The organism is Hahella sp. CCB-MM4 (genome assembly GCF_002260525.1).
Classification (GTDB): domain Bacteria; phylum Pseudomonadota; class Gammaproteobacteria; order Pseudomonadales; family Oleiphilaceae; genus Hahella.
This window is the reverse complement of the sequence record NZ_MRYI01000002.1, coordinates 690,126-709,883: the sequence shown is the minus strand read 5'-3', so window position 1 is coordinate 709,883 and position 19,758 is coordinate 690,126. Positions and strand designations below refer to the sequence as shown.

Genomic DNA, 19,758 nt, shown 5'->3' with positions numbered 1-19,758 from the left:
ATTGTTATTTATCGATACCGCAAGACGAAGCTGAGTCAATGGCTATAGCGCTCAACTGGGGAAAATGTTGCTCCACATGGGAAAAGGGCAGGCCTGTTCCACTTCAGTGAACCCCTTGCTGGGTTGCTGCGTACATGGAATGGCGTTAAAACTTCTCTACCTGTTAGTAACTATTCACCCGTTTAGTACTTATCCACCCGTTTATCTGTGCTGGAGTATTTCATTAATGTTCATTGATCGGCTGGCCATAGAAAATATGGAGCATCTTTACAGAGTTGCTTTTGTAAATTCTTTGTCCGGTTTTAAGAGTGCGAATCTTTTGGGGACCGTGGACCATTCAGGTCAGACTAACCTTTCCGTGGTCAGCTCCTGTGTCCATATTGGGGCACATCCTCCTTTGCTATCGATGATTATCCGGCCTCATTCGGTGGGCCGTCATAGTCTGGAGAATATTCTGGAAGTGGGAGAGTACACGCTGAATCACATTCATCAGGACATCTATCGGCAGGCTCACCAGACATCTGCCAGGTACCCCAAGGAGGTATCGGAATTTGAGGCGACCGGTCTGACAGAATGCTGGCAGGATGGCTGGAAAGCTCCCTATGTGCGGGAAGCAAATATTCGTCTGGGACTGAAATTCCGTGAACATCATCATCTGGCCATCAATGGGACAGAATTGATTATTGGTGAAATTATGCAGGTTCTGGTGCCGGATGATTGTGTCAGGGAAGACGGGATGGTCGATATCGAAAAGGCGGGCACTCTGGCGCTATCAGGGTTGGATCGATACCACCGCAGCGAACACCTGGCCAGGTTAAGCTATGCCAAACCTGACCGGCCTCTCAGGGAAATCTAATGGCTAACGATGTCAAAAGGGGGCTCAGCCCCCTGATTTTTTGGCGTCGTAACCTTGTTTGATCAGCTCCTGCACCAGTAAGTCTCTGTGGTCGCCCTGGATTTCAATGACGCCATCCTTGATTGTGCCGCCCACCCCACACTTCTGCTTTAGGTTTTTGGCCAGGGATTTCAGCTCTTCACCTGCCAGTGGAATACCGGTGATCAACGTGACCCCTTTGCCTTTGCGGCCTTTCGTTTCCCGGCTGACTCTTACCCTGCCATCGCCCGGAGCCGCTTGGGGTGCTTTACAAGTGCATGCCACTACCGGCTGTCCGCAATCCGGGCAGGTACGTCCCTGAGAGGTGGAATAGACCACACCGGATTCTGCTTCAGCGGGGCTGTCTTCGACCCCCATGGACTTCTTCAGATCGGCAAGGGACGTGAACTTGGATTTCTGACTCATTTGACTTCTCTTTAGCGAATGGCTCGTTCTGATTGTAATAGCTCGTAGATAAATTGGTCGACCCAGGCATCCAGCCGGTAATTTTCGATGAATCCACAATGCCCCCCGAAAGGTGAGCGCACGATGTCCAGGAACTCATTACCCCGGACTTCTGCCAGATCCTGCAACGGAATAACCGGGTCATCCTCACTGAGAATCAGTGTGGAAGGAACCTGCAGCTGTCCCAGGGTGGCACCGGTAAGCGCATAACTGTCGAAGTAGTCCTGCAACCGGTCAAAAGGTGTATGGTGGGTCACAAAATATTGAGACATGTCTGTCAGGTTATCCCCGGCAAAGAATGCTTCCGTATCTACGTGTTCGGGATAAGCTTCTGCCTTGCGGCTTATGGACCTTCGCCACTTCTTACGGAAATAACCGCGGTAGATGGGGAGCCCGTTTTCCAATGCCCATAGTGTATTTTTTGCATGCAGCAAAGGCGATACACCGATGACCCGACGCATCTTGAGATCATATTCCCTGGCTTTGGTACCTACTCTTAAAGCAAAGTTGCCCCCCAGGGAAAAACCAATGAGAAACCACTGGGGCGGATCAATGCGGGATTGCAGCACCTGAAGCGCTTCGCAGGTTTCTTCCAACAGGCAGGCATGAAACATTTCCGGGTTCAGGTGATGGGTCGGTCCGTGGTCCCTGAGATGCAGACGGAAAATGTCATACCCCTGCCGATACAGTACGCCGGCAATGGAAAGCAGATACAGTGAATCGGCGCAGCCTTCCCAACCATGGATCAGAACGGCTGTTTCTCTGGGCTGGTCGCCGTGCCGGCTGAGCAATCCATGGATTTTAGCCCCGCTACTGCACTCCAGCAGAACCTCTTCGGCTTTATCCAGAACCTCACGGGCGCGTCGGCGGACCACTGGTGCTCTCAACTTGATTGAGGCCAGCATTGACTGGATATGCGGATTTCTCAGGCCCCATTTTGGTGACCAGGCGACCCGCTTTTCCCGATGTTTGGATGTTTCTGTATGCTCGGTCATCATTTCATCCTCTCCCGGCCCTTCATATAAGCGTCAGAGATCCTAGCGGCCCAGGGCTTCTTTGATCCACATACCCAGCTTGCGGATCGCGTCTTCCCGCTCAGGTGTCCAGCCCTGGGCATAATTCAGGCGGAAACAATTGCGGTATTGCCCGGTAACAGAAAACAGTTCTCCGGGGGCAATAAAAACGCTTTCTGCGTGTCCTCGGTGATACAGCTCTGTGGTGTTCACTTTTGCGGGTAATTCAAACCAGGCAACCAAGCCGCCGTCGGGACGGGAAATTCGGGTTTCCTGGGGAAAGTATTCCGCCACCAGATCCAGCAGTCTCAGATAACGCTGCCGATAAGTTTCCCTGGCCTGCCGCAGGTGGCGCTCGTAGATTCCCTGGGCCAGAACCTCAGCGGCGACCATCTGTTGCAGTGAAGGAACGGCGATCGAGTTAATAAACTTCCTGTGTACCACCTCTTCGAAGTATCTGCCCGGCATGACCCAGCCAACACGTAACTGCGGGTCGATGGTCTTTGACAGTGAGGAGCACAACAGCACCCGTCCGTCCGGGTCGAAGGCCTTGACCGCTCTGGGCCGTCGCTCGCCGAAATACAGATCTCCGTAAATATCATCTTCTACCAGAGGTATATCGTAACGCTCCAGCAGATCGATCAACGCTTGCTTGCGTTCATCGGGAATGGTGCTGCCCAACGGGTTGGAAAACGTGGAAACGCTCAGTATGGCCTTGATTGGCCACTTGTCTAAAGCCAACTGTAATGCTTCCAGGCTGATCCCGGTCTCATGGTTGGCAGGAATCTCCAGCGCTTTGAGACCGAAGGCCTCGATCATCTGCAGCAAACCATAGTAGCTGGGAGACTCAACGGCCACGATATCTCCGGGTTGCGTCAGTACCCGCAGGCATAGAGCCATGGCATTCTGGCAGCCGGCGGTCGTAATAATGGCTTCGGGGGAGACAAAAACGCCCGCATCCACGGCTCGGCGGGCGATTTGTTGGCGCAACTCCGGTAAGCCCTCGGGGCTGTCATAGCCTATTCCGAGCAGGCGGCGGGTGCGGGAAATCTGGGTGAAGGTCCTTTGTACATGTTTGACGATAGGGAAATCCAGTGCCGGTATGGCGGCGGACATACTGACCCCTTTGCTTGCCGCCACGTCCCGCTGAACTTCCATGACCAGCTGGGAAGTGGTGGCTGGACGCGGACGCGGCATGGTGCGAATCTGCCGGGGAACAGCAAGGGATTCCTCATGGCGTCTGCGTACGTAGTAGCCGGATTTTGGTCTGGATTCCACCCAGCCCCGTTCTTCCAACAGTCCATAGGCTGTGGTCACGGTTGAAATGCTGACGGCCTGACGGCGGGACAGTTCACGCACGGACGGCATCCGGTCTCCCACCTGAAATACACCCTCCCGAATCTGTTCGGTCAGTTGTTCCGCCAGTTGTGCATAAAGATTGGTTTCCATGGTTGTGCCCTGTCAGCCCGTAAAAAACGATCTGTACTGATGATTTCGGATGTGACCAGTACAGATTCTTAAAAAATAGCCATAACAGAAGAGTAATTACTTCATCTGTCATGGTCAATGTTTATAGTATTTGAATCTGTAACGGTTCAATTCGTCCCGTTATTATGATCACCGTGGAAGCCGCCACTGTGATGGACCTAAAAGACCTCCTAACAAAAATAACCAGTCCCGCCCCGCAGGGTATTCCACAGTCAGTTTGAATAAGGCACATCGTGAGCACTCGTTAGAATTTTCAACGCAGTGATTGCGAAAAATTGAAGATTAAGATCAAGTTTTGGAGGCATAACATGAGCGCACGAGTTGACGGCATCAGCCATTCATCTCATTTCGTAAATACTACTTTAACCAGCAGGACGCAGGGCTTGTTAGGCCAGTTCATCGGTCATCCGGTCATGGCAATGCTGTCCCAGTGGAAACATAACTATCAGACCCGTCGTCAACTGGCGGAGCTGCCGGATTCCATTCTGGATGATATCGGCCTGAGCACCCACCAGGTGCAAAGAGAGCTGAACAAGAAATTCTGGCAGGATTGATCCGTTAACGTCAGAAGTATCAGGGCACACGCTCTGGATTTCTGACGCAACAGATGGTCTCTATTGACCCAGAACACCTGAATAAACACAGATATAGCTTGGAATTTCTCATGGAAATTTTGCTGAGTGCATTACTGTTCGCGTTGGTGTCCACAGTGACTCCCGGACCCAATAACATCATGGTTATGACCTCTGGTCTTAACTACGGGGTTTATCGGACCCTGCCCCATTTTTTTGGTATTTGTCTGGGGTTCCCTGCCATGGTCGTCGCGGTGGGAGTTGGCCTGGGGGCGTTGTTCGAAGAAGTTCCCATGCTGCATACAGTCATTAAGGTTGTTGGCATCAGCTACCTGCTATATCTGGCCTACAAAATTGCCACCACTCGCAGTGGTCCGTCTGACACGGATAATGATCGTCCGTTGACCTTTGTTCAGGCTGCCATGTTCCAATGGGTGAATCCTAAAGCCTGGGTTATGGCTGTGGGGGCAATGGCCGCTTTTACCACGGTGAATGGTGAAGTGTTGATGCAGTCCCTATGGATTTCCTCGGCGTTCTTTTTGGTGAGCTTTCCTTGTGTGGGTCTTTGGCTCATGGGAGGCGCAGCCCTCAGAAACTGGTTGAGCGAACCAAAACAGCTGCGGTTGTTCAATCTCACCATGGCTTCCCTGCTGTTGTTATCTGTTCTGCCGATGATATCAGCCAGGATGGCCTGAAACAGTCACCACCTTTCCGAATAGAGCGTCTTCCCTTTTAGCGTTCGGACTTCCGTTGGCTAAACATACCCTCGGGAAGGTTTTAGGGTCGATACCTCCTGTCGACCCTTTTTTTATACTCTCCTTTTTTACTCTCCAGCTATCAGCTACTTTGCCCGGATCACCTTTGGTTTCAGGAACGACATTCACTAGGCTGCCAAATCAGTCATCAATCTTCGGAAACGATATTGTTCACTAACCGCATTGAATACCCCATGCGGTATTGAATACTTTATAGTGTCAATAAGAAGGACAAAACGGATCGCACAGGACTGAATAACGTGAAAACCCCTCTTCCCATTCTATTCGGCAGTCTGATCTTCGGTATAGCAGGCCTTTTTATCTTGTACTTTGGCCTGGATGACTTGGCCGATACCTGGCAGTTTCTTGAAAATGCAGCCTCAGCCACCGGGACTGTGGAAAATATATCCACCCAGTATTCGGAAATGGGCTCAGGCTCCAATAAAACCCGCAACTGGACGGATATAGCATTGATTCGATATTCCCCGGAATCGGGTACGACGGTTCGTTTCGAGCATGCCTATGGACTGATTGAGGGCCCTCTCCAAGAAGGGGTTTCAGTGTCGGTAGCCTATCAACCGGAACAACCTCAGGAGGCCCGTATCAATTCTTTCTCTGCCTTGTGGGCCGGTGACATCGCTTTACTATTTATGGGCGGGATGTTCCTTGCTGCAGGATATGCCGTGTATCGGGTATTTGGTAAGCCCTGACGATTTTCCTCTGGTAATGCCGGTTTGTGATAGTGTCGGCCCTTAGTGTTGCTGAAAGCTGCCCCTGCTCTTCAGTTATTTTCATTGTTGCCTGATTCCTACTGACAGAATGCTGTCAGTAGATATGGATTAATTTATTCCGGCGGATTACGCATGATGAATTTACAAGGAATCTGAAATATGTCTGATACAAGCGTTCAAACCAACATTGTGGAGATGGTGCAGTTCAAGTTGCTGGCTGGAACCACGGAGCAGGACTTTCTGAAGGCCAATGAGGGTATTCAGCAATTCGTAAAACAACAGCCCGGTTTTCTCTACCGAAGCCTGTGCCGGAAGGCCGGTGATGAGGAGTGGACTGATATCATTTACTGGCAGGATCAGGAAACCGCCGCTGCGGCTGACAAAGCCTTTATGGTATCGCCGCTAACCAAGGCTGCACTGTCCTGTATTGACCCGGCGAGTGTGAACATGCAGCATCTTCCTGTCGCTGTCAGCATCGCCTCCTGCGATTGATTATTCTTTTAACCTGCCGGAAAGGGTACGTACCCCATGCGTAAAGCAGATCGCCTGTTCCAGATTGTTACGATTCTGCGTAGCCAACGGGGTGCGGTTACCGCCCGCGCCATTGCAGAACAGTTGGAAGTGACCGAGAGAACCATCTATCGCGATATGCAGGCATTGATGTGTTCCGGGGTTCCGATAGAGAGTGAAGCGGGGGTGGGATACCGGCTGATGCGGGGGTTTACCTTGCCACCATTGAATTTTCAGGAAGAGGAGCTGGAAGCCCTGCTGGTGGGGATGAGGATGGTGCAGGCCTGGAGTGATCGGGCTTTAGGCAAGGCGGCCACTCAGGCACTGCAGAAGATTCTGGCAGAGTTGCCACCCCATCTGAAACGGCTGGGTGACCAGACTCAAATTCATTCCCCGCAGTTCTTTGTGGATAAAAAGGTTGCCCAGTATGGCGAAGAACTACGCTCGGCGATTCGGCGTCAGAAGGTGATTCGAATAAGGTACCAGCGTGCGGATGGTGAAATCAGCGAGCGTTTCCTTGAACCACTGGGTCTGTTCTATTGGGGGCGTACCTGGACCTTAGTTGCCTGGTGCCGGTTACGTCAGGGATATAGGGAATTTCGCCTGGATCGGATTTTGGCCCTGGAAATGGATTCTGACTATTTTGAATTGGAGCGTGAAAAAAACCTGGATCATTATGTGGCGTTCGTCACCTCACAATATGCCGCCCATATGGGAGCCTCTGATCAGACAGAATGATCGTTGCCTGCCGGTTACAGCCCCTTCAGCAGGACTGACCCATCCACCCTGGTCCAGAAACCTTTTTTTGTACCGTGTTTAAGACGTAACTCGCGAAGATATTCACTATGGTTGGGCAGATGCGCGTAGTCCTGACAGATCCTGTCCAATTCCAGTAGTGACTGAACATAGTCCGCCGCATATAAATAAGCTTTGCTGTAGGCGCGGTTCAATATGTCCTCCAGCAATGCCCGGTAACACAGTATTGCCCCCAAGGGGACCTTACTTTCCTTGAAACTCTCCGCCAGTGCCAACAGGTCGCCATAGTAATACTGTTGCAGCTGATCGCCCTGCCGCAGCAGCAGATTCAGTGCCTTGGATGATTGGTTGAGCTCCAGTAACAGATTGGCTGCCAGGGTGCCGTTATCCGCCTGTTCGGCTTTGGCAATGGCGGTATTCAACACTTGTTGATGTTCGGATTTTGGAGTGGAAGCCAATAAGGCCTGGAAGTTTTCCGTACTGGGTTCCAGGGCGAATAAGCGGTTCAGCAGATTTCGTTCTGCAAGTTCATCATCCTTCAGACGGTAAGCACTTAACAGCAGTTCCAGGATTTCCTTCGTGGCAGGATGCAACTTTTCCAGTACTCCAATGGCTTCGTCTGCCTGGAGGAAGTCGAGGTAATTCCGGGCAACATCAATCAGATCCGGCTGGCTTGGCTCGCTGCTATATAGTGTCAGCGCTTCAGCATAAAGCATTGGGTTCTTGAGAGCCTTCGCTACCGCTCTGAGTCCGACCAGCGCCTCCAGTCGTTTCTGGTCTTCGGCGTAGCAGTCTGTGGGGGCGGTTTTCAGATGTTGCCGATAGCGCCAGGCCAGGCGTCCCAATTCCTCTTGGGATAAGGCCCCGGCTATGTCTTTGAGCATATCGAGGTAGAAGTGATAGGGATCCCGTTTTCGCCAGATATCAAATCTGCCCAGCCAGTAACCTTCCTCAAAATCATGGGTTTTACGGGCGGTTTTGATGGAGGTAATGAGCAACAGCGTGGCTTCGCGATAGACGTCGGCCACGACCCCCGCTGAATCATCGCTGCGTAACAGGATTTTTTCGTGGGTATCAATGAAATCCACAATAACATCACAAGCCAGCATGGGATGGTCCGGCAGCAGGGAGCTCTGTATGTCACTTAATAACTGCTGCAGTTGGGAGGCATAGCTGAAAGAGGCACTATATTCTATAAAACGTCTGGAGCGTCCATGTCTGGCGATAGATTGGCGCAGACTCTCGGCGAGTTCCTGGGGGGCGTTCTTCAACAGGTAGCGGTCGATATAGTTATCAATATCCGGATGCCTGCCGTGGAGTTCCAGCAGCAGGTCCACCATGTCCGCCTTGTTCAGCTTGGCCAGTCTGGATGCGAGGTCTTTTGAGTCTGTTGCCATTGCTTCTCCCATCCGTCGGTTCGCCAGGGTTGTGTTGCTCATCAGTTTTAGAGAGCATACCCCATAATAAAGGTTTCAGTAATATCCGTAACAAGGAGAGACAATGTCTACATTGGCATCGCAGGCGCAAGGGGTTCTGGAATTCTGGTTTCAGGAGTTAGACCCTAAAGACTGGTGGCGCAAAAGTCATCAACTGGATAGCACCATCGCCCGTCGTTTCGGAACTATTCATCAGGCTGCCTGCGCCGGTGAGTGTGAAGCCTGGAGAACAGAGCCAATGGGGCGGCTGGCGGAAGTGATCGTTCTGGATCAGTTCTCCCGAAATATTTTCCGGGATCGGCCCGAGGCCTTTGCAGCCGACGGAATGGCGCTGGTGCTGGCTCAGACGGCCATCTCCGCTGGCGCTGACCAGTCCTTGGATGCGACTCACAAAGCTTTTCTATATTTGCCTTTCATGCATAGTGAATCCGCTCTCATTCACGAAAGAGCGATGCAGTTGTTCAACCAGCCGGGGTTGGAAAACAACCTGGATTTTGAGATTCGCCACAAAGCGATTATTGATCGATTTGGACGATATCCCCATCGCAATGACATCCTGGGAAGAAAGTCGACCGCCGAAGAAATCGATTTCCTCCAACAGCCCGGCTCATCTTTTTAATAAAGCATTTTTTGATTGAACAACTATACTCATTAAAGGCTTTAACACTGTGATAAGGGATATTGCGCAGTTTTATGGACGGGGGTGGTCATGGTTAAGGCACGGTTTTATATCGGACAGTTGATCGAGCACAACCTTTTCGGATACCGGGGGGTCGTGGTAGGAGTGGATTCCTGTTTCAATCACACAGATTCCTGGTATGAAAGCGTGGCGAAGTCTCGCCCGCCCAAAGACAAGCCCTGGTACCATGTTCTGGTAGATGAATCCGATTATGTAACCTACGTTGCTGAGCGTAATTTGCGGACTAGCCTTGAAGACCGTCAGATTGACCATCCTCTGCTTGGCCATTATTTTGACCGTTTCGACGGTTCCCGCTACCTGCCCAGGCAGGGACTCCACTAGACACACAAGGACTCCGGCAGACACGTAAAGCCTCCACTGTAAGCGGCTGAAGGCTTATGCGTCTTCTCTTTTGTAGATCGGTAAATCGATAAAAAACGTGGTGCCCGAGTTGAGGGTGGAGTCCTTGATATTCTCTGCGGACATGGATTCGTAGGAAATATCTCCCTGCATGGTGGTCATGATCCCTTTTGCCAGCCCCAGGCCGACACCCCGGCCTTGCATCCGCGTCTGTGACTCTTTTTCCTCGCTGATAATGTGGAACAGTGAAGGCCTGAGTCTCATGGGGATTCCCGGGCCGTCATCGGCGATCGAAATACGGACCTGCTCTTCGGTATGAGACAGTGTGACCTGGATGTTGCAGCCATTGCCGCAGTAGTACACGGCATTGCCAATCACAATATCCAGTACCTGCTCCAGGCGGATGGAGTCTGCCAGGACGTTGGGAATGTCGAGGAATGCATCAAAATTGATACGTTGCAGCTTTCGTCGTGCTCTGGGATCCCAGCGCGCAGCTACCCTTTGGATGACCGACTTGAGATCCACCTCTCGTAGCTCCAGTTCCAGGCTCCCGGATTGTAATTCGTAGACATCCATGACCTCCTGGATCAGGTCCTCCAGCCGCAGGCAGTTTTCCTCTGCAATTCTCAACAAACTCAGAGTCTGCTCCTGTATTGCCCCGGCCATACCATTCTTGCACAGGGTAACAGCCCCTCGGATGGCGGTTAGTGGAGAGCGGATTTCCTGGCTCACCGAAGCCAGAAACAGATTGTTGGTTCTGTTTAGTGTGGTGACATCGCGTTTGGCGGAGATAATTTCCTGACTTTTCTGGGTCATATTCCGAACCAGCCGATCCTGAAGGTCGTATAGGTTTTCCGCATTGCGATAGAGTTTATGAATCGCTCTGGCAATATCGCCGACTTCGTCGGCTTCGGACTGATAGGGGATTTTTTGCTCCGTATGCCCGTCGCAAATTCTCAGTGTTGCCAGACTGAGATCTCTTAGCCGCATGGTCAAGCGGTGGTACGCGGCTGTAATACCCAATGCAATGATTAACAGACCCGACAGCATCAACAGGCTTTTCCGCAGCATCAGGTTCAGAATATGGGGTAGTGAAACATCGGCATCGACGATCACGGTAATCTCCCCAGCCTCCACCTGTTCGTCATCGACAACCCAATTAAGGCCTTTGGCCAGCTGAATATGTCGGTCAGCGGCAGAATTATCCCCCTTCTCAGCCACGGCAATGCCTGCATCATTTCGGATACTGGCATAGAGAATATTGGGAAAGGACATCAAATGATCGAGCAGATGATTCACCGTAGGGAGGTCATCATTGAATACCGCCGACGCCACACTGGGATTAATGGCATCCAGTGTGTTGTTGGCCATTTCCCGCCGATGTTGTACCTCGACCTGGAGCTGTTGGTACCCTTCGAAAACAGCATCCAGTGTCGTCACCAGAATCATAAACAGAGTCGCGATAATCATGATTCTGGAAGGCCAGGTTCTGGCCAGCTTGTTTTCTATGAGGGTGCTGCTCTTGTCCATTTTTGAAAGAGGCGGCTTCGCGCTGCTCATAGTATCGTTCCGGGCTCACCACTTCTGCATGAACATGTTGGATTTGGGTTTGTGGGGTGACCAGATAGCCTGGTATGTATTAAGAGTTTAGAAGCTTGCGGCCAATTATGCTTAATTAAATTGATGATCTGGAGCAGGGTGGGATGGAAAGCGGGGATGGTTACAGGTGTTCGCCATCCCCTCAGAGAGCCTAATCGGCGCGGCCCATAAATCGTTTCTCACCGGTATGAATTCGGACCTTTTCACCCTGTTCCAGGTATTCGGGAACCTGGATGGTCAGCCCGGTAACAAATGTGGCAGGTTTGGTGCGAGCGCTGGCAGAGGCCGCCTTCATGGCCGGAGCGGTCTCCATGACGACCATTTCCACTGTTTGAGGCAATTCCAGTGATATGACCTGACCATCGACCATCAGTACCTGCATACCTTCTGTTTCCTCTGTGAGGTAGGGCAGAAGATCAGAGATATCGTTTTTCTTGAGGAGATATTGGCTGTAGTCCTCAGCATCCATGAAGACATAATCGTCCCCATCAATGTAGGAGAACGTTACCGGCTTACGTTCCAGTAGCGTGGTCGTTACTATCTCATCTCCCTTGAAAGACTCTTCGTACTTGAGACCTGTACGAACATTGCTGAATCGCATTTTATAAAGCGTCGCAGCACCACGGGCGCTCGGGCTATGCACCTCGATATCTTTAACGATCAGCAGTTGGTTGTTCAGTTCAACCACTTCACCCTTTTTAATCTCACTTGCCCTTGGCATGAAATGCTCTCCTCAGTAAGCACCGGCGGCCAGGGTCTGTTGACAGACCCTGTGTAACTTTTAAAAGATCCGCGCATTTTAGGGCAAGCACACGGCGAGTGTCACCCGGTCAATTGACCGGTTTGATAGTCATGCATGGCCTGTTGTAACTCCTCTGTTGTATTCATGACAAAGGGGCCGTAGTGGGCAACAGGTTCTCCTATGGGCTGGCCGCTGAGAACCAGGGCTCCCAGGCCACTATCGCCGGCTGTCAGGTGCAGTTGGGTTCCCGGGCCAAAAATCCCCAGTTGCTGCCGTTGCAGACCGATGGTGGAATCCAGCCGTCCTTTGTAGACGAACACAGCCAACTGATGCTGACCATTGGTGTCCAGAATGACTTCTTCTCCAGCCGAAAGTTCCACATCAAGCAGACTGGCCTCCTGGGTGAGAGAGGTCAGCGGTGATGTCATGCTCTGGCCGTTCACTGTCCAATGTCCCGTCACGGCACGCAGTTTTCCTCCGGCAGTGGTGAGTTCCGGAATGGTTTCCGGTTGGGCGTCCAGCCATTCGGCCGGTTTCAACTTGTCCTTGCCTGGAAGATTGATCCAGATCTGGAAACCGTGCATGGCCTGAGCTTCCGGTAAAGGTGTCTCAGAATGGATGATACCGCGCCCGGCAGACATCCATTGCGCGCCTCCGCTGCGTATCGAGCCTACATGCCCCAGATGGTCTCGATGCTCAAAACCGCCTTGCTTCATGTAGGTCAGAGTTTCGATGCCCCGGTGAGGGTGGTCCGGAAACCCCGCGACAAAGTCGTTTCGATCAGCAGACTTTATCTCGTCAAGCATCAGAAACGGCTCAAGGTCCGGAACGGAGAATCCGGCAATACGGGATATTTTGACCCCGGCGCCATCAGTAGTTGGGGTGGCGTTAACAACGCGAGTCAATTTACGCATGGTCATTTTGGACCTCCTCGTTGGGAAGTGACTGATGAACTGAATATAGCGCTATAAAATCGAAAAAAAATCTCATACTATTGCGACATTCTTTCGAAGAGATCGAACAATGCTGAAATCTACGCTGGAACAATGGCGTATGCTTCATGCTGTTATCACCCATGGTGGGTTTGCCCAGGCCGCTGAAGCTGTACATAAAAGCCAATCCACGGTGCACCATGCTGTGCACAAGCTGGAATCCATGCTGGGCGTCAAAATTCTTGAAGTTCAAGGTCGTAAGGCCGTCCTTACTGAAGCGGGTCAATTACTGCTGCGGCGATCTGAAAGCCTGATGCGCCAGGCTGTTCAATTGGAGCAGGTGGCTGAGGGTCTGGCCAAAGGCGTTGAGGCCCAGATTCAGATTGCGGTGGATATTATTTTTCCCCAGAAGACCCTGTATCAGGCCCTGGCTGATTTTTCCGAGTGTTATCCCAATACAAGGGTGGAGCTGATTGAATCCGTTCTTTCTGGCGCTGAAGATCTGTTAAAACGAGGTATCTGTGATCTCGTTGTGACGCCTTTTGTCCCCCAGGGGTTTATCGGCAATCTGTTGATGGATATACCTTTTGTTCCGGTTGCCTGTCCCGGTCATGCACTGCATCAGATCGACCGTCCGCTGACCAAGCAGGATCTGGCTGACCACCGGCAGATTGTCATGCGCGACTCCGGCAGTGCCGGACGCAGTACGGGATGGCTGGGTGCGGAGCAGCGCTGGACCGTGACCCATGCCAGCACCTCTGTGGATATGGTTCGCAAGGGGCTGGGGTTTTCCTGGCTGCCTTTGACCTGGGTTGGAGAGCTGCTGAAATCCGGAGAGCTCAAGCAGTTGAATCTGCAGGAAGGGGGGGATCGGGAAGGTTCCCTTTATCTGGCTTACGGCGATATAGATCGTCAGGGCCCGGCAGGTCGCTTCCTTGGTGACCGCTTATTGGCATTGAGCAGGGAGCAGGCAGGGGAATATTGGTTTTTGCCGATGCAATCCGGAAACTCCTGATTCCAGCCTGGAGTCATTTTGTGCGACTATTCAGGTCATGCCGCTATCCATGTCATGTCATTGTTTATGTCGTGCCACAATATCCCATGTCATGCCATTTTTTATGTAGTGCCACAAATTTTGTAAAGCGACTACTGAGACCAGAACAGTGAAGGATTTAGTTCAGAACTGTGAAAGAAACGGTCTCGAATGTTTAGAGAATGAGCATAAGCCGCCTGAATGAGCAGGCTAATGAGTCAGTTACAGGAATTTCTATGTCTATTGCCGAACTTGAACCCAAAGCCCTTTGGGAAAACTTTCAATTGCTTTGTGATACCCCTCGCCCGTCAAACGAAGAAGCCGAACTCAAGCGCAGAATTCGGGAGAAGTTAGCCGACTTTCCGGTCACGATTGATGAAGATGCTGTCGGTAACCTGATTCTGCGTAAGGCTGCCACTCCTGGTTATGAGTCCGCACCGGGTGTCGTGTTGCAGAGTCATCTGGACATGGTGGCCCAGCAAAACGAGGGTACTGGCCATAACTTTTCGACAGACCCTATCAAGGCTTATGTCGACGGAGAATGGGTAACCGCTTCAGGAACCACTCTGGGGGCTGATAACGGTATCGGAGTGGCTGCCATTCTGGCAGTCATGACCAGTGGGGAAATTGTTCATGGCCCTCTGGAAGCGGTACTGACCATCAATGAAGAGGCCGGTATGACAGGAGCCAAGGGACTTCAGCCGGGCGTGATTAAAGGCAAGCTGCTGTTAAATCTGGACACAGAGGAAGAAGGCGAACTCTATATCGGATGTGCCGGCGGTGTGGATGTGACTGCTGTATTGCCATTTGAACTTCAGGCAGCCGAGCCGGATCTGTCTTATCTGCATATTTCAGTGAAAGGGTTGCGTGGTGGCCATTCCGGTATCGATATTCACCGGGGACGGGGGAATGCATTGAAGCTGGTCGCCAGGGTGACGACTGCCCTGCAAAAGGAGTTGAACGGAGTACGTTTGGCGTCTCTGACCGGTGGTTCGTTGAGGAACGCCATTCCCCGCGAAGCCTTTGCCAATGTTGCGGTGCTGCCGGCTGATGTGGATAGAGTTAATGCCATGGTGGCTGAACTGCAGGCATTGTTCATCCAGGAGCTCGGCTCGGTTGAGCCTCATATCAGTCTCGCGGTGGAACCCTGTGAACCGCAGTCGCTATTGGAAGATGCCCTGGCGCAGCGATTGCTCGATACCATCGCAGCCTGCCCTCACGGGGTTTTCCGTATGAGTGCAGATTTTGATGGAGTCACGGAAACATCCAACAATCTGGCTTCTGTCACCATCGATGAAAACCATATCAAGCTTGAGTGTCTGACACGGAGTCTCAAAAATTCCTCACGGGATGAAGCGGCTGAAAGCGTGGCAGCGTTGTTCAGGCTGGCCGGAGCTGAGGTGGCCATCGATGATCCCTATCCCGGTTGGGCGCCGAATAAGGATTCCCACCTGCTGGCAACCCTTTCAGGACTCCATCAGGAAGTTATGGGATTCGAGCCCAAAATACAGGTGATACATGCCGGTTTGGAATGTGGGATTCTGGGGGCGAACTACCCTGATTGGGATATGATTTCATTCGGACCTACGATTCGCGGTGCCCACTCTCCGGATGAAGCTGTGCATGTTAAAAGCGTTGCCAGCTTTTGGGAATTTTTAATGGCGGCGTTGAAACACCTGGCAACGGCATAACGTATCGACGGGTTTCTCCCCCGGTAGTGGCCGGGGGAGGCGGGATCAGCTCTTTTCTGAACCGCCCAGCTTTCGCATGGCGGGGATGAAAAGCAATAACAGGATAAGAATCTTAAAGATGCTTCCTGTCGCTGCGGGAGGCGGCTGCAACTCCCTGATTTCGCGAAATCCGCTGCCTACTGCCTGATACAGTACGTGATCGTGCTGTTTCACGGTAGCTTCAATTTTGTGGAGATTACCGTGGAACCCTTCCGCATTGTCGATCAGTTTTTTCAGCCCCTCGATCCACTCCCTGTCGGTGGGGCGGCGTATGGCGGCAATCAAATCCAGAACCGCGTTTAACGCTCTTCCTGCATTGTCCTGTACGGCGTTGATGACTTTCAGCTTATCGGTGGCAGACTGCCTCGTCCGATGAGCATTGAATCCATGCATTCCTTTTGCTTGGCTGAAACCCAACCTGGCTCCATGTTCCAGAGAGTTCAGGTCCCTGTTGATCCTGCGAATTTGGGATTCCCAGCGATCGGTAATCACGAACAGGTCTTTGTAACCCATATCGGTAATAAAGCCTTTACTGTTCTTGGCCCAGTACTTAAGGGATTCATCGATGATTTCAGAGAAGACCTTATTGATTTGGATGTTGAGCATATTTGCTCGAGTCACTGATGACATCTTGGCTTCCTGCTTATTGAAGTGCGTAGTTTTCTGTTATGAATTTTTAAAATGGCCACAAAAAACGTTCGACCACTGACGTCGAAAGCGTTTTTTTCTCAGCATTTACGTCATTAAAAATATCTATGAAGATAGGTTGTTTGATAGCTCATGTGTGCTGTGGGTGACTTAGCTTCCGCCGATTAGTAGCGCCTCTCGATTAATAACTTCTCTCAAATAAAGCACCTCTCGATTAATCGTTCCTCGCGACAAATAAGAAGAGCCATGTCAATTAATCAACACAAAGTAAAGGGGGATACGGGCGGGGTTCCTAATGCTCTTCCAGTCAAGTTTAGAGTACGTCTGGTCAAGAGAGTCCGTCTGGTGAAGAGTATTCGGTGGATAAAGGGAAATCATCGGATGAGTAAGGTTCAGTAGATAAGGGGAACTCCGCGTAGAAGCGTGTTTCAACATTGGGCTCAGATTCGAACCCGATGGTCCCTCCCATTTTTTCAACCAGGTCTTTGGAGATTGCAAGGCCCAGCCCAGTACCGCCTTTGATGCGGCTATCGGAACTGTCAGCCTGGGAAAATCGGTTGAAAATACGCTCCCGAAAACCTTCTGTGATGCCGGGACCGTGGTCGATGACGGATAGTCTGGCGTGCTGTTCGATAGTCTCCAGGGCAACGGTCACAGTGCCGCCTTCACAGGAAAACTTTATGGCATTTGACAGGAAGTTAGCCAATACCTGAAGCAGGCGGGAATCGTCCGCTTCAATATGCAGGGATTGCTCAGGCAGTTTCGATTCGATCGTTATTTTGTATTGGTCTGCAAATGGCTGCAGGGTTTCGACGGCTTGCTTTAACACATCGGAAGGATCAAGTCGGCGAATTTTCAGGCTGAGCATTCCTGCGGATATTTTCTCCATGTCCAACAGGTCGTTGATGAGTAATTGAAGACGCTTACTGTTCCTGATGGCAATGCCGATCAAGTCTCGGGCGCGGTTGGGATCAGTATCAAGGATGTCAGTCTTGGCGAGAAGTGACAGGGAACCGCTGACTGAGGTGATGGGCGTGCGTAACTCATGGCTCACAGTGGAAACAAACTGATTCTTCATGCGCTCGAGCCGTTTACGCTCTCTTATATCGTGAATCTGTAGCAGCAATTTCCTGCTGCCTTTGGTCTTTCCCTGCAGACCGGCCATGTGAAACATGATATCGACTGGTTCTCCATCAATATTGGAGAGAGTCATTTCCCAGGACTGGGGTCCCCGTTCCTGACTCAGGGAGGCATTGAGCTCTGCCAGAGTCTTGTTGAGAAATGCAGGGGAGATCAGTTTCATGATGGGCTTATCGATGAGTGTTCCCGGCTCACATTTAATCATGTGGTGAAATGCCGCATTGGCGGACTCGATTCTCAGTTCATGATCAACGATCACCATCCCGATAGGTGCCATTTCAAAGGCGCTGGTGAAACGTGTTTCCACATGCTGTTTATCTTTTTCCACCCGGATATGTTTTTCCCTGGCACTCAGGAATGAGTACACCAACAGGGAGATCAGGAATGAGCCGATGGCTCCCCAGATGCGCAGTGCCCGGTAATGTTGTTCGGCTGACACAATGCCAAGAGGGAAAGCGTCCATGGTCCAGACGGCTCCTGGAAGCTGTATGGTCAGGCTGGATTTAGCCCGCGAAGGGTAGTCGCCCGTTTTGAAAAAAGTCTGGGTGCCGATGTCGGTGTCTCGCTTGAGAATAACTCCCAACTGTAGCTCGGCGGCGGTTTCCCTGACGACATCATACAGATGGTCTGCATTAATGACGGTACTGACCAGTCCCCAGTATTGATCGTATTCCAGAAACACGGGAACCCGGTAGATCAACCCATTACCACCCTGAACAAGCTCAATTGGACCGGCCAGCTTGGCCTGACGTTCCTTGATGGTTCTCTCCACTGCGGGCCATTGCTGAGGCAGGTCGGGGTAGTACAAACCTAGCGCGGCCTCATTGCCCTCCAATGGATATATGTAGGTCAGGCGATTGCCTGGTGCCAGGCCGATGTTGCGGATGTATTTGCCCTGGCGGATCAGACTCTCAAGCCAGAAAGACAAGTCGTCAGGCTTGATGATGCCTTTGTTGGCCTGAATGTAGGAAACCAGCCCGGTGGCCAAGTGCAGTGTGGCGTTCAGTTCGGACTGTAGAATGCCGCGAATTTCCCCTGCCTGGCTGAGAGTGTTCCGGTGCTGGATCAGTTCCTGGCGGCGAATCTCCTGAAACAGAATCAGTTCAACGATCCCTGTCACAAAGATAAAAATACTGCAGGCAACCAGATATTTCCGCAAGATTAAGTCCTTGTATATACCGACATGTCAGGGGCTGATCCACATATGGCTAAGGTGGCGGATGGATACTTATATCAGCATAGTCGATATATCCGGGCTCATTGAAATTCCGGGCGGGATAAGGGAGCTGAAGACGGCGGGACCAGATGGCCCCGCCGTAGAGATCGCTATACTCGATAGCAGCTATCGATACAGGATTTGAAATTCAGCTTTCGGTATGCAAACAGCTCTCGGTATACAAGCAGCTTTCGGTACACAAAAAGCTAGCGATATAACGAGAGGATGCGTTCAACGGTTCCATCGTCACGCATACCACTTAACACGGTGTTCAGGCGACTGATGTCCTGATCCGGTGTGTCCAGGTTCATCGCCAGATATAGTTGGGTTTCTTTGATCGTGAACACCGGCTCAATGGTATTAATGCCGGCCTGCATGGCGTAGTAAAGGCCAGAGGAGGTGCTGGTTATCCATAAATCCACCTGGCCTTCATCCAATCGCTTGGGATTCAGGCTGTCATCTTCCAGTTCCGACGCGTTATACCCGTTCTGTTTAAGGAACTGGGCGCGTGAATCATTCTTGTAGCATCCGATGATATATGGGTGAGCATCTTCGATTTTTTTCAGCTTGATACTGGAATTCTTTTTGGCGAAGAGTACCCAGTCATTGGTGGCCAGGGGGCCGACCCATTTAAAGAGGGGTTTTCTCGCCTCGGTATAGGTGGTGCCGAATACTCCCCGAAAAGCTTTCCGCTGGGCGAAGTTGTAGGCATAGTTCCAGTTTCTGAGTTTCAGGCGATAGTCGTAACCGGCGCGTCTGAACAACTCTTTAACAATATCGGTGTTGATACCGTGGATATTCTCGTCCTTGTGCTCAAACTTATTGTCCTGAAGGCTCATATTGAACGGTGGGAAATTCTCTGTGACCAGATTGAATTTATCCTCCGAAAGAGCCGATACCGTGAAAAAAAAGGTCGCGATAAATGTCATCAGACATGCCAGTTGGCGCACTGGCAGACAGTGTTTGACAGGACTCATAGATACCTCGGTTACAGCGGGTTCAATTGTGGACAGCCATGAAAAATCATGAACTGTCATATTAAGATTAGAATCTGGTTAAAATTTGCCCATAGTGAATTT

Annotated in this window: 20 protein-coding genes; 10 read left to right on the top strand and 10 right to left on the bottom strand. The window is 51.3% G+C overall.

Annotated features, from left to right (window positions below; genetic code table 11):
* Nucleotides 1-226: 226 nt before the first annotated feature.
* The gene (locus BTA51_RS06770) at nucleotides 227-856 is read left to right on the top strand and encodes a flavin reductase family protein (protein ID WP_094706633.1); all 630 of its coding nucleotides are present in this window, start codon (nucleotides 227-229) and stop codon (nucleotides 854-856) included.
* Nucleotides 857-880: 24 nt separating this feature from the next.
* Here the strand turns inward: BTA51_RS06770 and BTA51_RS06765 are convergent, their stop codons facing one another.
* The 3 genes from BTA51_RS06765 to BTA51_RS06755 are packed head-to-tail and all read right to left on the bottom strand — an operon-like array spanning nucleotide 881 to nucleotide 3,801.
* Nucleotides 881-1,252, bottom strand: a complete 372-nt coding sequence (locus BTA51_RS06765) for a translation initiation factor Sui1 (RefSeq protein ID WP_094706759.1) — start codon at nucleotides 1,250-1,252, stop codon at nucleotides 881-883.
* Between the two features lie 59 nt (nucleotides 1,253-1,311).
* On the bottom strand, nucleotides 1,312-2,337 hold the full coding sequence (locus BTA51_RS06760) for a YheT family hydrolase (protein ID WP_246840949.1): 1,026 nt from the start codon (nucleotides 2,335-2,337) through the stop codon (nucleotides 1,312-1,314).
* 39 nt (nucleotides 2,338-2,376) lie between these two features.
* A complete protein-coding gene (locus BTA51_RS06755; protein ID WP_094706632.1) occupies nucleotides 2,377-3,801 on the bottom strand; it encodes a PLP-dependent aminotransferase family protein in 1,425 nt (474 codons plus the stop codon).
* 347 nt (nucleotides 3,802-4,148) lie between these two features.
* Here BTA51_RS06755 and BTA51_RS30625 point away from each other — a divergent pair, with 347 nt between their 5' ends.
* The 5 genes from BTA51_RS30625 to BTA51_RS06730 all read left to right on the top strand — a co-directional run bounded on the left by BTA51_RS30625 (nucleotide 4,149) and on the right by BTA51_RS06730 (nucleotide 7,146).
* Nucleotides 4,149-4,394: a DUF1127 domain-containing protein gene (locus BTA51_RS30625; protein WP_246840948.1), complete on the top strand. Its 246-nt coding sequence runs from the start codon at nucleotides 4,149-4,151 to the stop codon at nucleotides 4,392-4,394.
* Nucleotides 4,395-4,504: 110 nt separating this feature from the next.
* Nucleotides 4,505-5,107 carry a LysE family translocator gene (locus BTA51_RS06745; protein WP_094706756.1) on the top strand — a complete coding sequence of 201 codons (603 nt, stop codon included), beginning with the start codon at nucleotides 4,505-4,507 and terminating at the stop codon, nucleotides 5,105-5,107.
* Nucleotides 5,108-5,427: 320 nt separating this feature from the next.
* Nucleotides 5,428-5,877, top strand: coding sequence for a DUF3592 domain-containing protein (locus tag BTA51_RS06740; protein ID WP_168188081.1), 450 nt, complete (start codon nucleotides 5,428-5,430; stop codon nucleotides 5,875-5,877).
* A 180-nt stretch (nucleotides 5,878-6,057) separates the two neighbouring features.
* Nucleotides 6,058-6,390 (top strand): antibiotic biosynthesis monooxygenase, encoded by a 333-nt coding sequence (locus tag BTA51_RS06735; protein ID WP_094706630.1) that lies wholly within the window; start codon nucleotides 6,058-6,060, stop codon nucleotides 6,388-6,390.
* Nucleotides 6,391-6,426: 36 nt separating this feature from the next.
* Nucleotides 6,427-7,146, top strand: a complete 720-nt coding sequence (locus tag BTA51_RS06730; protein ID WP_094706629.1) for a YafY family protein — start codon at nucleotides 6,427-6,429, stop codon at nucleotides 7,144-7,146.
* Between the two features lie 14 nt (nucleotides 7,147-7,160).
* Here the strand turns inward: BTA51_RS06730 and BTA51_RS06725 are convergent, their stop codons facing one another.
* Nucleotides 7,161-8,561, bottom strand: a complete 1,401-nt coding sequence (locus tag BTA51_RS06725) for a DUF6880 family protein (RefSeq protein ID WP_141215558.1) — start codon at nucleotides 8,559-8,561, stop codon at nucleotides 7,161-7,163.
* Nucleotides 8,562-8,664: 103 nt separating this feature from the next.
* Between BTA51_RS06725 and BTA51_RS06720 the strand changes: the two genes are divergently transcribed.
* Both BTA51_RS06720 and hspQ read left to right on the top strand, forming a co-directional pair.
* A complete protein-coding gene (locus tag BTA51_RS06720) occupies nucleotides 8,665-9,219 on the top strand; it encodes a DUF924 family protein (protein ID WP_094706627.1) in 555 nt (184 codons plus the stop codon).
* A 90-nt stretch (nucleotides 9,220-9,309) separates the two neighbouring features.
* Nucleotides 9,310-9,621 carry a heat shock protein HspQ gene (gene hspQ, locus BTA51_RS06715; RefSeq protein ID WP_094706626.1) on the top strand — a complete coding sequence of 104 codons (312 nt, stop codon included), beginning with the start codon at nucleotides 9,310-9,312 and terminating at the stop codon, nucleotides 9,619-9,621.
* Nucleotides 9,622-9,675: 54 nt separating this feature from the next.
* Here hspQ and BTA51_RS06710 read toward each other — a convergent pair whose 3' ends face one another.
* The 3 genes from BTA51_RS06710 to BTA51_RS06700 form a co-directional block, all read right to left on the bottom strand.
* Nucleotides 9,676-11,199 carry a HAMP domain-containing sensor histidine kinase gene (locus BTA51_RS06710; RefSeq protein WP_094706625.1) on the bottom strand — a complete coding sequence of 508 codons (1,524 nt, stop codon included), beginning with the start codon at nucleotides 11,197-11,199 and terminating at the stop codon, nucleotides 9,676-9,678.
* A 190-nt stretch (nucleotides 11,200-11,389) separates the two neighbouring features.
* Entirely contained in the window at nucleotides 11,390-11,959 is a 570-nt protein-coding gene (gene yeiP / locus BTA51_RS06705) for an elongation factor P-like protein YeiP (RefSeq protein ID WP_094706624.1), read from the bottom strand.
* A gap of 101 nt (nucleotides 11,960-12,060) precedes the next feature.
* Entirely contained in the window at nucleotides 12,061-12,900 is an 840-nt protein-coding gene (locus BTA51_RS06700) for a pirin family protein (RefSeq protein ID WP_094706623.1), read from the bottom strand.
* A 103-nt stretch (nucleotides 12,901-13,003) separates the two neighbouring features.
* On the opposite strand from BTA51_RS06700, the gene BTA51_RS06695 reads away from it, so the two are divergent.
* Nucleotides 13,004-13,927: a LysR family transcriptional regulator gene (locus tag BTA51_RS06695; RefSeq protein ID WP_094706622.1), complete on the top strand. Its 924-nt coding sequence runs from the start codon at nucleotides 13,004-13,006 to the stop codon at nucleotides 13,925-13,927.
* A gap of 254 nt (nucleotides 13,928-14,181) precedes the next feature.
* On the top strand, nucleotides 14,182-15,636 hold the full coding sequence (locus BTA51_RS06690; protein WP_094706621.1) for an aminoacyl-histidine dipeptidase: 1,455 nt from the start codon (nucleotides 14,182-14,184) through the stop codon (nucleotides 15,634-15,636).
* Nucleotides 15,637-15,681: 45 nt separating this feature from the next.
* Here BTA51_RS06690 and BTA51_RS06685 read toward each other — a convergent pair whose 3' ends face one another.
* From BTA51_RS06685 to BTA51_RS06675, 3 genes are all read right to left on the bottom strand, one after another.
* Nucleotides 15,682-16,305, bottom strand: a complete 624-nt coding sequence (locus BTA51_RS06685; protein ID WP_094706620.1) for a hypothetical protein — start codon at nucleotides 16,303-16,305, stop codon at nucleotides 15,682-15,684.
* A gap of 346 nt (nucleotides 16,306-16,651) precedes the next feature.
* On the bottom strand, nucleotides 16,652-18,622 hold the full coding sequence (locus BTA51_RS06680) for an ATP-binding protein (protein WP_094706619.1): 1,971 nt from the start codon (nucleotides 18,620-18,622) through the stop codon (nucleotides 16,652-16,654).
* Between the two features lie 263 nt (nucleotides 18,623-18,885).
* On the bottom strand, nucleotides 18,886-19,656 hold the full coding sequence (locus BTA51_RS06675; RefSeq protein ID WP_094706755.1) for an ABC transporter substrate-binding protein: 771 nt from the start codon (nucleotides 19,654-19,656) through the stop codon (nucleotides 18,886-18,888).
* Between the last annotated feature and the right edge of the window lie 102 nt (nucleotides 19,657-19,758).